The sequence below is a fragment of the Pseudomonas lundensis genome, from assembly GCF_001042985.1.
Lineage (GTDB): Bacteria > Pseudomonadota > Gammaproteobacteria > Pseudomonadales > Pseudomonadaceae > Aquipseudomonas > Aquipseudomonas lundensis.
On sequence record NZ_JYKY01000025.1, the window covers coordinates 44,459 to 57,407 of the forward strand.

Sequence of the window (12,949 nt, forward strand, 5' to 3'; positions counted from 1 at the left end):
GCTGGCGCGAAGGCAGGCTGTGAAACGGGTTAACGCTGCGTGCGTGGCATGCCCAGGCCGAACTGGGCAATCAGCTCGCGCTGGATTTCATTGGTGCCGCCGCCAAAGGTCAGGGTCACTGAGGCGCGCACTTCGTACTCCAGGTCGCCGTGCAACACGGCAGCCGCCGAACCGCTGCGCACCAGCCCACTGGCACCGACGATGGTGCTCAGCACGCGCAGAATCTCGATCCCCGACTCCGAGCCGTACACCTTGGTGGTGGACGCCAGCGCCACATCCATGCGCTCACGCTCCAGATCGGCAGCGATGCGCAGGTTAATCAGGCGCATGGCTTCCAGCCGTGCATAGCACTCGGCCAGCCCGGCCCGCACCCACGCGGTATCGACGGCCCGCACGCCGTTTTCATCGGGCTGGCGCGCCCACGCCCAGACACGCCGGAACAGGCCCACGACCTTGTCCGACCACGCCCCAAGGCCGAGCCGTTCGTGGTTGAGTTGGGCCGTGATGAGCTTCCAGCCGCCGTGCAACTCGCCCACCAACATGTCCTGCGGCACGCGCACGTTGTCGTAGTAGGTAGCGGCCGTCGGGTTGCTGGTGGTCGGGATGACCGTGGTCGAAAAACCCTCGGCGCGGGTGTCGAGAATCAGGATCGACACGCCCTTGTGCCGTGGCCGCTCAGGGTCGGTACGCGCGGCCAGCCAGATGTAATCCGCCGACTCCGCGCCCGAGGTCCAGAGCTTGTTGCCATTGACCACGAAGTGATCGTCCTCCCGGCGCGCCGAGGTTTTGAGCATCGCCAGGTCGCTGCCGGCCTCAGGCTCGGAATAACCGATGGCAAAGATGATTTCCCCGGCCGCGATACCCGGCAAAAATTTGGCCTTCTGCGCCTCAGTGCCGTACGCCATTAACGCCGGGCCCACGGTGCTGATGGTCACGAAAGGCAGCGGCGCCCCGGCGATGTTGGCTTCTTCGAAAAAGATGAACTGCTCGGTCGGGCCATACCCCTGACCGCCGTGTTCCTTGGGCCAGCCCACCGCCAGCCAGCCATCGCGCCCCATCTGGCGGATGGTGTCGCGGTACAGCTCACCCCCTTCCTTGCCGCGCAATTGTTCGCGCAAGGCCGGGGTCATCAGCTGTTGAAAGTAGTCGCGCACGGTATGGCGCAGGGCATGTTGTTCGGGCGTGAGGTCGACGAACATAAATAACTCCTTAGGCTGCGCCGAGAATCAAACCGCTGGTGGGCACGCCCGTACCGGCGGTGACCAGCACGTTGTGCACGTCATCCACCTGGTTGACCGCGCTGCCCCGCACTTGCCGTACCGCTTCGGCCACGCCGTTCATGCCGTGGATATAGGCTTCGCCCAATTGCCCGCCATGGGTGTTGATCGGGAACTTGCCGCCACGGGCATGGTGCCCGGCGCGGATGAACTCCTTGGCCTGGCCCCGCTCGCACAGCCCGAACTCTTCGAGTTGCGGCAGTACAAACGGCGTGAAGTGGTCGTAAATAATGGCGGTTTGCAGCGCCTCCGGGCCCAGCCCTGACTGGCGATACAGTTCTTTGGCAACCACGCCCATTTCCGGCAGCCCGGTGATGTCGTCGCGGTAAAACGACGTCATGATCTGCTGGCCCGACGTGATGCCCTGGGAGCCGGCCTTGATCATCACCGGTTTCTGGCGCAGGTCTTTGGCGTACTCGGCCGAGGTGATGACCATGGCCACGGCGCCATCGGACTCCTGACAGCAATCGAGCAAATGCAACGGCTCGCAGATCCAACGCGAGGCCTGATGCTCCTCCAGGGTGATCGGCTTGCCGTAAAAAAACGCCGCCGGGTTGGTGGCGGCAAAGTCACGCACGGCCACGGCCACGCGACCGAAATCTTGCGAGGTGGCGCCATAGGTGTGCATGTAGCGCTGGGCGAACATGCCGACCCAGGACGCTGGCGTGTGCAGGCCGTGGGGCATGTACCAGCCGTAATTGACGTTCTCGAAAATCGGCGTGGACGCAAAGCCATAGCTGCCGCTGCCAAAGCGGTACCACGAACGCTCGTTCATGGCGCGGTACACCACGACTACCTTGGCGACCCCGGTGGCCACGGCCATTGCCGCGTGCATGATCGGTGCGCAGGCCGCGCCACCGCCGTGGGGCACCTGGGAGAAAAACTTGACGTCTTTGCAGCCCAGCAAGCGGGCGATTTCATACTCGGGCACTTTGTCCACCGAGTACGAACTGAACCCCTCCACGTCGGCGGGGTTAATGCCTGCGTCTTTGAGGGCCGCCAACGTGGCTTCCAGCGCCAGGCGCAGTTCGGTGCGCCCGGAGTTTTTCGAGAATTCGGTGGCGCCCAGACCGACAATGGCGGCGCGCCCGGAGAGTGACGATTGCGACATGTGAACTGCCTCCCGCTGTCAGGGCAAAACCAGCGCGACCGTGCCGGTCACGTGGTTGCCCATGGAATTTTTGCCGCTGAGGGTGATTTCAACCGTGCGCGTGGCCGCGTCTTGATGGCTGACTGCGCCGTTGAAGGTCATGCAGTCGCCGGGGTAATTCGGTGCCCCCAGCTTGATTTTCAGCGACGTAAAACGTGCCTGCGGGCCTGCCCATGCTTCGACATAACGCTGCACCAGACCGTTGGTGGTGAGGATATTCATGAAGATGTGCGGCGACCCCAGCGCCTGCGCCGCTTGCAGGTCGTGATGGCCGGGGAAGTAATCGCGCGTGGCAATCGCCCCTCCGGTAATCAGGCCCACGGTGATAGGAATCGCCAGTTCCGGCAGGGTCTCGCCAGGGCGCACGTCGTCAAAGCGCTTGGTGTTCTTCGAGGTCATATTTCCATCCCAGCGTGTCGTGGTGGCTCAGCCAATGGCCGAGGCGTTCAAGGCTGGCGGCCGAACCGCCCAGCGCATTGCCCAGGGCCCGGCTCCAGTAGAGAAAACGGTGCATCGGGTACGTCAGGTCGACGCCAATGCCGCCATGTACGTGTTGCGCGTTATGCCCGATCAGGTGCCCGGCTTCGCACGCCTGCCAGGCCGTGGCCAGGGCTTCGGACGGCGCCGGCAGGCCCGCATCGAGGCGGTAACACAACTGCCAGAGGCAACTGCGCAGGGCTTCGAGGGCAATGTGGGCATCTGCCATGCTCATTTGCACCGCCTGAAAACTGCCGATGGCGCGGTCGAACTGACGCCGCTCGGACACGTATGCCACGGTGCGCCGCAACTGTTCGGCACTCACCCCCAGTTGCAAGGCGGCCAGCGCTGCCGTGGCTCGGGGTTCGAGCCATTGCAGGGCCGCGACCGGCAGCAACTGCGCGGCACTGAGGCTCACCCCCTCAAGGTGCAGGTCAGCGATGGCCTCGCCGTGGGTCATGCGCCCCGGCACGTGCTTGATGCCCTTGGACGCCAGTTCGATCCAGGCCAGTCGCGGTTGCCCTTGCGCCATGACCGGCAACAGCGCCGCCTGCGACTGTTCGGCCAATGCCAGTGCCGACACCCGGCCATTGACCCGCCAGCCCCCGGCATGGGGGGTCGCGTGCAACTGCACCCCGAGGGCGCTGTGCAACCCGCCCAGGTCCAGCGTCAGCAACGCCCGTCCGGCCGCCGCCTCCGCGGCCCAGGCCTGTAATGAGTCATCACCGAAGCGCGCCAGCGTGGCCGCCGCCAGTTGGTGGCGCCACAAGGGCACTTGCCCCAACGCCTGGCCTTGCGCCTGCAGCACCTGCATCAGGTCGGTCATGCCCAACCCGCTGCCGCCCTGCGCTTCGGGGATGGCCAAGGCTTGCAGGCCAGTCTCTATACACAGTTCCCACAACGGCTCCATGTAGGCCTGGTGACCGGTATCGAACTGGCGCAAGCGGTCGTCGGTGCAATAGTCGGCAAACACACTGCCGGCCATGTCCGCGATCGCGTGCTGATCGTCTGTGAATTCGAAATCCATACGCGCCCCCTTACTCGGCCACAGGCCGGAACAGCGGCAAGGTCAGCTCGCCGTCAAAGGTCTGGAACTCCAGCTGCACGGGCTGGCCGATGCGCAAGTCCTCGCGCGCGACCCCGGTCAGCCCGGCCACCATGCGCACGCCCTCTTGCAGCTCGATCAGGCCAATGGGATTGGGATGATCGAACGGCGCGACTTCGGGGTAATGCATGATCACGAACGAGTACAGCTGCCCGCGGCCGCTGGCCTGCACGCTGTCCCAATCAAAGGAATGGCATTCGATGCACACCGGCGCTGGCGGATGGCGCAAGGTCTGGCACTGGGTGCACCGCTGAATCAGCAACGTGCCCGCGTCGCAGCCTTCCCAGAAAAACCGCGTGTCGTCGCTCATGCCCGGCTTGGGGCGTTTGGCCACCGGTGCAGCGTTCGCGTCAGCCGGAGCTTGGGGCGCGGTTTGCGGGTGCGCCGGGCGGAACTTGAAGACGCGGAACAACAGCTCCCCGACGGCTTCATCACCGCTTTTATGCTCAACGAAATACTGCATCACCAGCGTGACGAAAAACCCGGTGCCCAACCCTGTGGTTTTCTCGTCGCCCACTGAATCCAGGCGCGTGGTGTAGTAGAGCTTTTCGCCGGGACGCAGGTTGCGGTTGAAGGTCAGTTCCGAGTTCACCGCCACCACGGACGGGTACCCGTAGGACTCGATCAGTTTGAGCACTTCGTAAGGGTTTTCGGTGGTTGAGCCCGGCGGGTAATGGTTGGCGTGAAAGCCTTCCATGCACCACACCTGCAACATCGAGGGCGGCGCTACCAGCCCGTCCTGATCACTGTTGGCCGCAAAGGCAGGGTCGGTGTACAGCGGGTTGTCGATGCCCATGATTTCGCACCACTGGCGAATCATTGGGGCGTTGACGTCGTCCCAGGCGTACACGCGACCATATTCGCGCCCCACCAGGGCGCGCACGTCGGTTAGCAATTGAGAATCAGCCAAGTTCGTCTCCTGCGCGATGAGCGCGGCAACCGGCGGGTTGCCGCAAAGGGTTGATCAATGCCCGGCGTTCTGCGCGGCACCCAGAAAGGCCGGGCGTTCGCCACCGCCGTGCAACAACAGGTTGCAGCCGCTGGCATACCCGGCCATGGGCGAGGCGATAAACAGGCAGGCGTTACCAATGTCTTCGGGCACCGCCATGCGCCCGGCCGGGATCCCGGCGCTAACAGCGGCCACGCCCTGTTCATCGCCGTAATGCAAATGCGATTGCTCGGTGCGCACCAGCCCCGGACTGACGGCCACCACGCGCACCTTGGGCGCCCACTCCACCGCCAGCGATTGCACCAGCGCCAGCACCCCGGCCTTGGCCGCGCCATAGGCCGCCGTACCCGGTGACGCCCGCAAGGCGCTGATGCTGCCGATAAACACGATGCAGCCGCCGTTGGCCTGCTGCTGCATCAAAACGTTGGCCTGTTGCGCCACATTCAGGGGCGCAATCAGGTTCAGGCGAATGATGCCCTCATGAAAACGCGGCGAAACGCTGGCCGCCTCGGCCGCAGGGCTGCCACCGGCGTTGTTGACCAGCACATCCAGATGCCCGAAGTCGGCACGGATGCCCTCGAACAGGGCCTTGAGCGAGTCCGGGTCACGCACATCGCAGGCCATGAAGATCGCCTGCGCCCCGCCCGCTTGCGGCAGTGCTTGAGGCGCGCTGCGGCCACACACAATCACCCGCGCGCCAGCCTGCAAAAAGCTGCACGCAATACCGGCGCCGATGCCTTTGGTGCCGCCGGTGATCAGCACCACCTTGTCGGTGTAATCGAGTCCTGAGCAGTGGCCCATGAGGTGCTCCTTTTCTTCTGATGGAGCCACTCTAGGGGCTTATTCGCGGGGGCTCGTCGTCTGAACGGACGATGAAGCCGCGCCCCGCCGACGCAACACTTCAGCGCACGCTGCACTGCCAGCCACCGCTTATGAGGACCGCCATGTCAGCCCCCTCCACCGACCCGGTTTTGCTCCAATTCCCGAGCCCGGGCGTCGCCCTGTTACGGCTCAACCGGCCCCAGGCCACCAATGCCCTGAGCCTTGAATTACAGGCCTTGCTGTCGCGCTATTTCGTGGCACTGGCCGACAATCCTCAGGTGCGCTGCATCCTGCTCACGGGCGGCGAGAAGGTGTTTGCTGCCGGCGGTGACATCAACAGCATGGCCGGGGTCGGCCCGATCGAGATTTATCAGCGTCACACCGAACGGCTATGGGCGCCCATCCAGCACTGCCCCAAGCCGGTGATCGCTGCGGTGTGCGGCTACGCCTATGGCGGCGGCTGTGAGCTGGCGATGCTGGCAGACATCATCGTCGCCGGACGCGGGGCAAAATTTTGCCAGCCGGAAATCCGCATCGGCATCATGCCGGGCATCGGCGGCACCCAGCGGCTGGTGCGGGCCGTGGGCAAGGTCAAAGCCATGCGCATGGCCTTGACCGGACAGCCCATCAGCGCCGAAGAAGCCTGGACGGCCGGGCTGGTCAGCGATCTGGTGGACGATGATCAGGTACAGGCCCATGCACTGGAGATTGCCCGGCAGATTGCCGCGATGCCCCCGCTGGCCGCCGAGCAAATCAAAGAAGTGATCCTGGCCGGGATGGACGGGCCGCTGGAGACCGGGTTGGCACTGGAGCGCAAAGCCAATGCGTTACTGTTTGCGTCGCGGGATCAGAAGGAGGGCATGCAGGCGTTCATCGAAAAACGCGCCGCGCAGTTCGAAGGCAAGTAACGCCGAGCCTGCGCCCACCTCCAGGGGGTGGCGCAGGCTGGCGGTGCAATCACTCAAGCACTCACAGCACTGCGCAGCTCATTCTTCGCCACTTTGTTCGACGCATTGACCGGCAGCGCCTCAAAGAACCGCACCTGCCGTGGCACTTTGTAGTTGGCCATGTGCGTGCGCGCCCATTGAATCAGCTGCGTTTCATCCAGCGACTGGCCGTGGCGCAGCACCACGCAGGCGCAGCCCACCTCCCCCATGCGCTCATCGGGAATACCGATCACCGCAACCTGTGCAACTGCCGGGTGCTCCAGCAGCCCGGCCTCGATTTCGGCCGGGTAGCAGTTGAAGCCGCCCACGATGAACATGTCTTTGAGGCGGTCGGTGATGCGCAGGTTTCCCGCGTCATCCAGCACGCCAATGTCGCCGGTGTGCAGCCAGCCTTCGCGGTCAATGGTCTGCGCGGTGGCCTCGGGGTCTTCGAAGTAGCCTTGCATCACATGAAAACCGCGCAGGCAGATCTCGCCCGTGCTACCCGCTGGCAACGCGTGGTTTTGCGGGTCGCGAATGCTCACCTCGGTGCCGGGAATCGCCCGCCCGCTGGTCCCGGCGATGGTTTCGGCCGCGTCGTGCGGGTCACAGAGGGTCGCCAGGCCGCCGCACTCGGTCAGCCCATAGGCCGTGGTGACGACAGCAAACCCCAGTTCATGGCGCATGCGCTCAATCAGGATCGGCGGAATCGTGGCCGCGCCCGTCACCGCAATTCGCAGGCTGGATAAATCGGTCTCAGCCAGTTTGGGGTGGGCGAGCATCGACAAATACAGCGTGGGCGGCCCCGGCAGCACGTTGATGCGCTCGGCGCCAATGCGCTGAAACACCGCTTCGGCGTCAAACACCGCGTGCGGCAAGATGGTCGCCCCGGCCAGCAGGCAGGTCAGCCAGCCCGCCTTGTAGCCAAAAGCATGGAAAAACGGATTGATCACCAGATAACGGTCGCCCGCCTGCAAGCCAATCACCTTCACGTACTCGCTGAAGGCGCGCAGGTTTTGCCCGTGGGCGCTCATCACGCCTTTGGGTTTACCCGTGGTCCCGGAGGTGAACAGCAAGTCGCTCAGGTCGGTGCTCTGCACACTGGCCGCTCGCGCCTGCGCGAGGCTTTCACTGACCGTCGCGCCCTGGCTCAGGAACACGGGCCAGCCCAGGTCGCGCTCACTGGCAACCGGTGGTTGACCCAGCAGGATCAGCTGCTCAAGGCTGGCCGGACGATGCGGGGCAAGCATGGCCGGGTAATCAATGCCCAGAAAGCTCGGCTGCACAAACAGCACGCGACTGCCGCTGCGCTGCAGGATGTCGGCCGCCTCGTTGCCTTTCATGCGGGTGTTGATCGGCACCATGACCGCTCCCGCGCAATGGATACCGAGTGCGGCGAGGATCCAGTCCCGGCCATTGGGTGCCCAGATTGCCACCCGGTCGCCCTTCTCGATGCCCAGCGCCATCAGGCTGCGGGTTACGGCCAGGGCCAGTCGGGGCAAGTCCCGATAGTCCGTGCACTGCCCATCTTCTTCAATGGCCGTGCGCCCGGCATGCTGTTGCGCCGCTTGCTGCAACAAGTGTGGGATGGAGCGCGGCAGGTTTGGCGTGGCGTCCCGCAGGGGGTCATGGCTGGAATTCATCGGTCACTCGTCTGGCGAATTATTCGGGGAAACACACGCGTAACTGTTCACTGCGCGGGATGGACTGGCAGGCCAGCACCCAGCCTTCGCTAAGTTCCTGCTGATCGAGGGCCTCGTTGCGCAGCATCTCGACCGCGCCGCGCTCGACCGTACACATGCAGGTGGCACACGACCCCACCAGGCACGAACTGGGCGGGCTCAACCCGGCGCGCTGCATGGCGCTGAGCAGGGTTTCGCCCTCGGCACACGGCAGCTCGAACTCTTCGCCGTCGAGGCGTACCGACAATTGGCTGCTGACGCCCTCGGGGTTCACGGCGGGCAACGCGGGCACGCTGCCTTCTTCGGGCAGCGAGACAAAGCGCTCCACGTGAATGCGCCCGTGTGGCATGCCCAGCCCTTGCAGGGCACTGACGGCGGCGTCCATGAAAGGGCCGGGGCCACAGATAAACGCCTGGGCATGGGCCCAGGGACGGGCGATTTCGGCCAGTTGCGCCACCGCCGGAATGCCTTGCACCGAATCCAGCCAATGAATGACCTGCAGCCGCTGCGGGTGGGCGCTGGCCAGGGCCTTCAACTCGGCGGCGAAGATCACCGAGGCTTCATCGCGATTGGCGTAGATCAGCAAAATCCGCCCGCTGCCGGTAATCAGCGCCGTGCGCAGGATCGACAGCACGGGCGTCACCCCGCTGCCGCCGCCAAACAGCACAAAGTCATCGTCAAAGTGGCGTGGCACGAAGGCCCCTGCTGGCGCGAGCACGTCCAGGTGATCGCCCTCGCGCAGGTGCTGGCACAACCAGTTGGAGGCGCGGCCGTCACGCACCTGCTTGATGGTCACGCGCAGCGGCTCATCGTGCAGCGGCGTGCTGGACAACGAATAACAGCGCGGCAACCAACGGCCTTCGAACGGCACGCGCAGGGTCAGAAACTGGCCGGGTTTGTAGGTGAACTGCTCGCGCAGCGCGGGCGGCACGTCAAACACCACAGAGCGGGCGTCCGGGGTTTCGGTGATGATGCGCGCAACGCGCAGGGCATGGTAAGCGGGTGTGGTCATGTCAAATACTCATCCCAGGCTGGCAACGTCGTGCGCGAAAGACCGCGCCTGCTTGCCGATCGCCACGGCCTTGCCGGCGCGGCGACCGGAAAACACGCAATCGGCCAGCGACAGGCCGCTGATGTACAAGTGCGAGGCGATGCCGATGGCGGTTCGCCCGGCGCTGTACAGCCCGGCAATGGGTTGGCCGTGGCCGTCCAGTACTGCGCCGGTGTGCTCGTCCACTTTGAGGCCGCCCAAGGTCAGCGCGCCCAACGGAAACACCGGGTTGCTGACGCTGATGTCACAGGCATAGAACGGGCCTTGATCCAGCACCTGACGGCTGCCCGGCGATTTGCCAAACGCATCGGGCGCCGTACCGCGCGCCCCTGCGTTGTAGGCTTGCAAGGCAGATTCCAGCGTGGCGCCGTGCATGCCGCAGGCGGCGGCCAGTTGCGACGCATCGCGAGCCTTGCGCACTTTGAGCAGCATCAACGCCAGCGCTGGCAACGCCTGAAACCACCAGTAACCGTCAAACAGCGCCTGACGAATCGCCTGCTTGCGCAAGCGTGCATCCAGCACCAGCCAGGCTTTACCGCCCTGCTCTTCGCACAGCGGCTGGCCGAGGGTGGCGCCGTAGACTTCTTCGTTGCAAAACCGGCGGCCTTCGGTGTTGACCACAATGCCTTTGGGCCAGCAAAACGGCGGGTTGATAAAGCGCCAGGCCGACACCCGACTCAGGCGGTCACTCTGCGCGCCCACCGATTGGCCCAGACGCAGGCCGCTGCCATCGCAGCCGGTGGCGCCGACCTTGAAGTTGCGGCGAAATTTAGGAGCATGTTCGCGGATCAGGTCGCGATTGAAGATGAACCCGCCCGTGCTCAGAATCACGCCCTTGCGCGCCCGTATCAGCACCGGCCGGGCATGCTCGCGTTCCAGTTGACTGACGGTCTGGCGCAAACGGTCGCAATACCCGGGGGCGAAGTTCTGCAGGCGCTCAGCCCGTGCCGCCAGGCGGGCATGTTGCCGGGCCTCGCGCGAGCCGGTCGGCAGGCGCCACAGTTCGGCACCGATCACGCTGCCCGCGTCGTCGATCACCAGACGCCGGGCGGCCGCTTGCAGCAACGGCTGGACCCCGGCGCGCAGGCAAGCGTCTTGCAGGTGGCCATACAACACTGCTCCGCACTGGCCCTTGCCCACCGTGCGATGGCCGCGAGGCGCTGGCGCTTGCGGGCCGCTGTGGGACGGCACCAGCTCGTTGCCGGAGTAATACAGGAAGTAGCCATCGGACGGGTACGAGGTCTTGCCGCCCGGTGGCACGCTGTGGGCGTACGTTGCGCCGTGGCTTTCGAGCCAGTTCAGGTTGCTGACGCTGTCTGCGCAGAATTGGCGCAGGGTGTCGTCGCGGATGACGCCCCCGGTTTCGTGTTTCAGGTAATCGAACATCGCTTGCGGGCTGTCATCAAAACCGGCCGCCCGCTGTTGCCGGGTGCCGCCGCCTGCGTAGACCACGCCGCCGCTCTTGGCGCTGGCCCCGCCGCCGGTAAAACGGTCGGCAACGATCACCTGGGCGCCGTGGGCACGAGCTTCGAGCGCGGCACACGCGCCCGCTGCGCCCCAGCCAATCACCAGCACGTCACAGCTGTCGTGCCAGGCATCCTCGGCCACATCGCCCGCGCGCAGGGGCGCGAGGATGTCGGTGTTGCTGGTGTGTTGCGCGGCCGGGCGGCTCATACCGCCGCCTCGGCTTTGGCCGCCAACGCCACCGGCGCGTGGCGGGCGATGTGATGGGCGGCGATGTAGCCGAAGGTCATGGCCGGACCGAGGGTGCCACCGGCCCCCGGATAGCTGGTGCCCATCACCGACGCCGAACAGTTGCCAATGGCGTACAGCCCGGCAATCGGCTGGCCATCGGCACGCACCACTTGGGCGTGTTGATTGGTCAGCAGGCCGCCTTTGGTGCCGATGTCGCCCGCGTCCAGGCGCATGGCGTAAAACGGGCCTTTACGAATCGGGGCCAGGCACGGGTTGGGGGTGATATTGCTGTCGCCGTAATAGCGGTCAAAAACATTGCCGCCCCGGGCGAAGTCCAGGTCTTCACCGGTCTGGGCGTAGTGATTGATCTTTTGCACGGTATCGCCCAAGCCCTGGGCATCGACGCCGATTTGCGCGGCCAAGGCCTCCAGGCTGTCGGCTTTCCAGTACACGGTGTTGAGCCACTCTTTGCGCAAGCGGCTGTCAGGCGCCACTTGGGCGGGCATCAACGGGCCCATCGCGTAATGGAAACGGAAGTGCCCGTCAAAAATGACCCACGCGGGCACCGAACGCCCGCCGGTCTTGAGGTTGTCTTTGTACATGGCATCGACAAATTCAAGGTACGGGGCCGCTTCGTTGACAAACCGGTGGCCGAGGCTGTTAACCACGATGGCGCCCGGAAACGCCCGTTCGGCAAACACCCCACGGGGTTTTTCTTCACCGGGCACGGCAATGGTCGGCGCCCACCAGGCCCAGTCCATCAAGGCCGTGGCAGCCCCGGCCTTCAGCCCCGCTTGCAACGCAGCCCCGGTGTTGTTGCCCGGTGGCGTGGCGCTCCAGATGGCACGGGTCGGTTGCGGCAAGAATTGCTCGCGCAAGGCCTGATTCTGCTCAAAGCCGCCCGAACCAAAAATCACCCCGCGCCGCGCCTTGAGCGTCAGCACGTTGCCCGCGCTGCGGACTTTAATCCCGGTCACGCGCTGATCGTCGACCAGCAGCTCTTCAAAATCGGTGTTCAGCCACAGCGGCACGTTGCGGTCCATCAGCGAGCGGCGCAGTGACGCCACCAGCGAGCTGCCCAGCGCCGCGCGGCGATCAAATTTGCTTTTACGGCGCCATTTGAAATCCAGTTTGTAGCGCGCCATCAATTTGAAAATCAGCCATTGCCAGCCAAAACTGCGGGCCATGGCGGTGTGCGCGTCCCGTGCGGTCCAGGCGATGCGCCCCATCAGCAAAGTGGAGGGAGACGGCTTACGCAGGTTCGCCAGCTCGTCACCCAGCAGGCTGGTGTCGAACAACTCCGGGTCCAGCGTTCGCCCACCCGGCAAGGCGCCGGGCAGGTGCGGGTAATAATCGGGGTATTTTTCCGCCACCGCATACCGCACACGACTGGTGTGCGTCAGTGCTTTGATCATCGGCGCGGCATTGTCCAGATAGGCCTGCAGACGCGCCTCATCGCCGTGTTCACCGGTCGCCGCCTTGAGGTATTGCATCGACAGCTCGGGGCTGTCGTGCCCGCCTTTGGCTTTGAAGTAATGGTTGTTGGGGATCCAGATGCCGCCGCCGGAGATGGCCGACGTCCCTCCATACTGGTTACTTTTTTCGACAATCAGCACCGAAAGGCCCTGATCGGCGGCGAACAGGGCCGAGGTCATGGCGCCGGCACCGGAGCCGACCACGATCACGTCATAGCTGGACTGAGACTGAACTTGAGCCGTCATTGTTGTTGTGCCATCCGCTGAGGTCTGAAATTCATGCTGACGTCACGCCCGCCACTGCCGTGAGCATTCACGGGCAGCGACGGGCGCGGTGCGG

11 protein-coding genes are annotated in these 12,949 nt (G+C 64.8%); 1 reads left to right on the forward strand and 10 read right to left on the reverse strand.

The genetic code is table 11. From position 1 onward, the window contains the following. Window positions 1–29: 29 nt before the first annotated feature. Genes TU74_RS18040 through TU74_RS18065 form a run of 6 tightly spaced genes read right to left on the reverse strand, consistent with a single transcriptional unit; the run spans window position 30 to window position 5,759 of the window. Window positions 30–1,199, reverse strand: a complete 1,170-nt coding sequence (locus tag TU74_RS18040) for an acyl-CoA dehydrogenase family protein (protein ID WP_047282380.1) — start codon at window positions 1,197–1,199, stop codon at window positions 30–32. 10 nt (window positions 1,200–1,209) lie between these two features. Next, on the reverse strand, window positions 1,210–2,388 hold the full coding sequence (locus TU74_RS18045; RefSeq protein WP_048377236.1) for a lipid-transfer protein: 1,179 nt from the start codon (window positions 2,386–2,388) through the stop codon (window positions 1,210–1,212). Window positions 2,389–2,406: 18 nt separating this feature from the next. Next, window positions 2,407–2,826 (reverse strand): MaoC family dehydratase, encoded by a 420-nt coding sequence (locus TU74_RS18050; RefSeq protein WP_047276748.1) that lies wholly within the window; start codon window positions 2,824–2,826, stop codon window positions 2,407–2,409. Then, a complete protein-coding gene (locus TU74_RS18055; protein ID WP_048377237.1) occupies window positions 2,798–3,931 on the reverse strand; it encodes an acyl-CoA dehydrogenase family protein in 1,134 nt (377 codons plus the stop codon). Before TU74_RS18055 ends, TU74_RS18050 begins: the two co-directional genes overlap by 29 nt. Window positions 3,932–3,941: 10 nt before the next feature. Next, window positions 3,942–4,919: a bifunctional MaoC family dehydratase N-terminal/OB-fold nucleic acid binding domain-containing protein gene (locus tag TU74_RS18060; RefSeq protein ID WP_048377238.1), complete on the reverse strand. Its 978-nt coding sequence runs from the start codon at window positions 4,917–4,919 to the stop codon at window positions 3,942–3,944. 54 nt (window positions 4,920–4,973) lie between these two features. Further along, window positions 4,974–5,759 carry an SDR family oxidoreductase gene (locus TU74_RS18065; RefSeq protein WP_048377239.1) on the reverse strand — a complete coding sequence of 262 codons (786 nt, stop codon included), beginning with the start codon at window positions 5,757–5,759 and terminating at the stop codon, window positions 4,974–4,976. 143 nt (window positions 5,760–5,902) lie between these two features. Between TU74_RS18065 and TU74_RS18070 the strand changes: the two genes are divergently transcribed. Further along, window positions 5,903–6,688: an enoyl-CoA hydratase gene (locus TU74_RS18070; protein WP_169835776.1), complete on the forward strand. Its 786-nt coding sequence runs from the start codon at window positions 5,903–5,905 to the stop codon at window positions 6,686–6,688. A gap of 53 nt (window positions 6,689–6,741) precedes the next feature. Here TU74_RS18070 and TU74_RS18075 read toward each other — a convergent pair whose 3' ends face one another. From TU74_RS18075 to TU74_RS18090, 4 genes are read right to left on the reverse strand one after another with little or no spacing between them, the layout of a single operon-like run. Further along, a complete protein-coding gene (locus tag TU74_RS18075; RefSeq protein ID WP_048377240.1) occupies window positions 6,742–8,349 on the reverse strand; it encodes a FadD3 family acyl-CoA ligase in 1,608 nt (535 codons plus the stop codon). 19 nt (window positions 8,350–8,368) lie between these two features. Next, a complete protein-coding gene (locus TU74_RS18080) occupies window positions 8,369–9,400 on the reverse strand; it encodes a ferredoxin--NADP reductase (protein ID WP_048377241.1) in 1,032 nt (343 codons plus the stop codon). A 9-nt stretch (window positions 9,401–9,409) separates the two neighbouring features. Then, the gene (locus TU74_RS18085; protein WP_048377242.1) at window positions 9,410–11,113 is read right to left on the reverse strand and encodes an FAD-binding protein; all 1,704 of its coding nucleotides are present in this window, start codon (window positions 11,111–11,113) and stop codon (window positions 9,410–9,412) included. Then, window positions 11,110–12,855: an FAD-binding protein gene (locus tag TU74_RS18090; protein WP_048377243.1), complete on the reverse strand. Its 1,746-nt coding sequence runs from the start codon at window positions 12,853–12,855 to the stop codon at window positions 11,110–11,112. Before TU74_RS18090 ends, TU74_RS18085 begins: the two co-directional genes overlap by 4 nt. Window positions 12,856–12,949 lie beyond the last annotated feature (94 nt).

What these genes read in the sequence shown, in the direction of transcription:
- TU74_RS18040 (WP_047282380.1), bottom strand. Translation starts at nt 1,199, where the DNA reads ATGTTCGTCGACCTCACGCCCGAACAACATGCCCTGCGCCATACCGTG.
- TU74_RS18045 (WP_048377236.1), bottom strand. Translation starts at nt 2,388, where the DNA reads ATGTCGCAATCGTCACTCTCCGGGCGCGCCGCCATTGTCGGTCTGGGC.
- TU74_RS18050 (WP_047276748.1), bottom strand. Translation starts at nt 2,826, where the DNA reads ATGACCTCGAAGAACACCAAGCGCTTTGACGACGTGCGCCCTGGCGAG.
- TU74_RS18055 (WP_048377237.1), bottom strand. Translation starts at nt 3,931, where the DNA reads ATGGATTTCGAATTCACAGACGATCAGCACGCGATCGCGGACATGGCC.
- TU74_RS18065 (WP_048377239.1), bottom strand. Translation starts at nt 5,759, where the DNA reads ATGGGCCACTGCTCAGGACTCGATTACACCGACAAGGTGGTGCTGATC.
- TU74_RS18070 (WP_169835776.1), top strand. Translation starts at nt 5,903, where the DNA reads ATGTCAGCCCCCTCCACCGACCCGGTTTTGCTCCAATTCCCGAGCCCG.
- TU74_RS18075 (WP_048377240.1), bottom strand. Translation starts at nt 8,349, where the DNA reads ATGAATTCCAGCCATGACCCCCTGCGGGACGCCACGCCAAACCTGCCG.
- TU74_RS18080 (WP_048377241.1), bottom strand. Translation starts at nt 9,400, where the DNA reads ATGACCACACCCGCTTACCATGCCCTGCGCGTTGCGCGCATCATCACC.
- TU74_RS18085 (WP_048377242.1), bottom strand. Translation starts at nt 11,113, where the DNA reads ATGAGCCGCCCGGCCGCGCAACACACCAGCAACACCGACATCCTCGCG.
- TU74_RS18090 (WP_048377243.1), bottom strand. Translation starts at nt 12,855, where the DNA reads ATGACGGCTCAAGTTCAGTCTCAGTCCAGCTATGACGTGATCGTGGTC.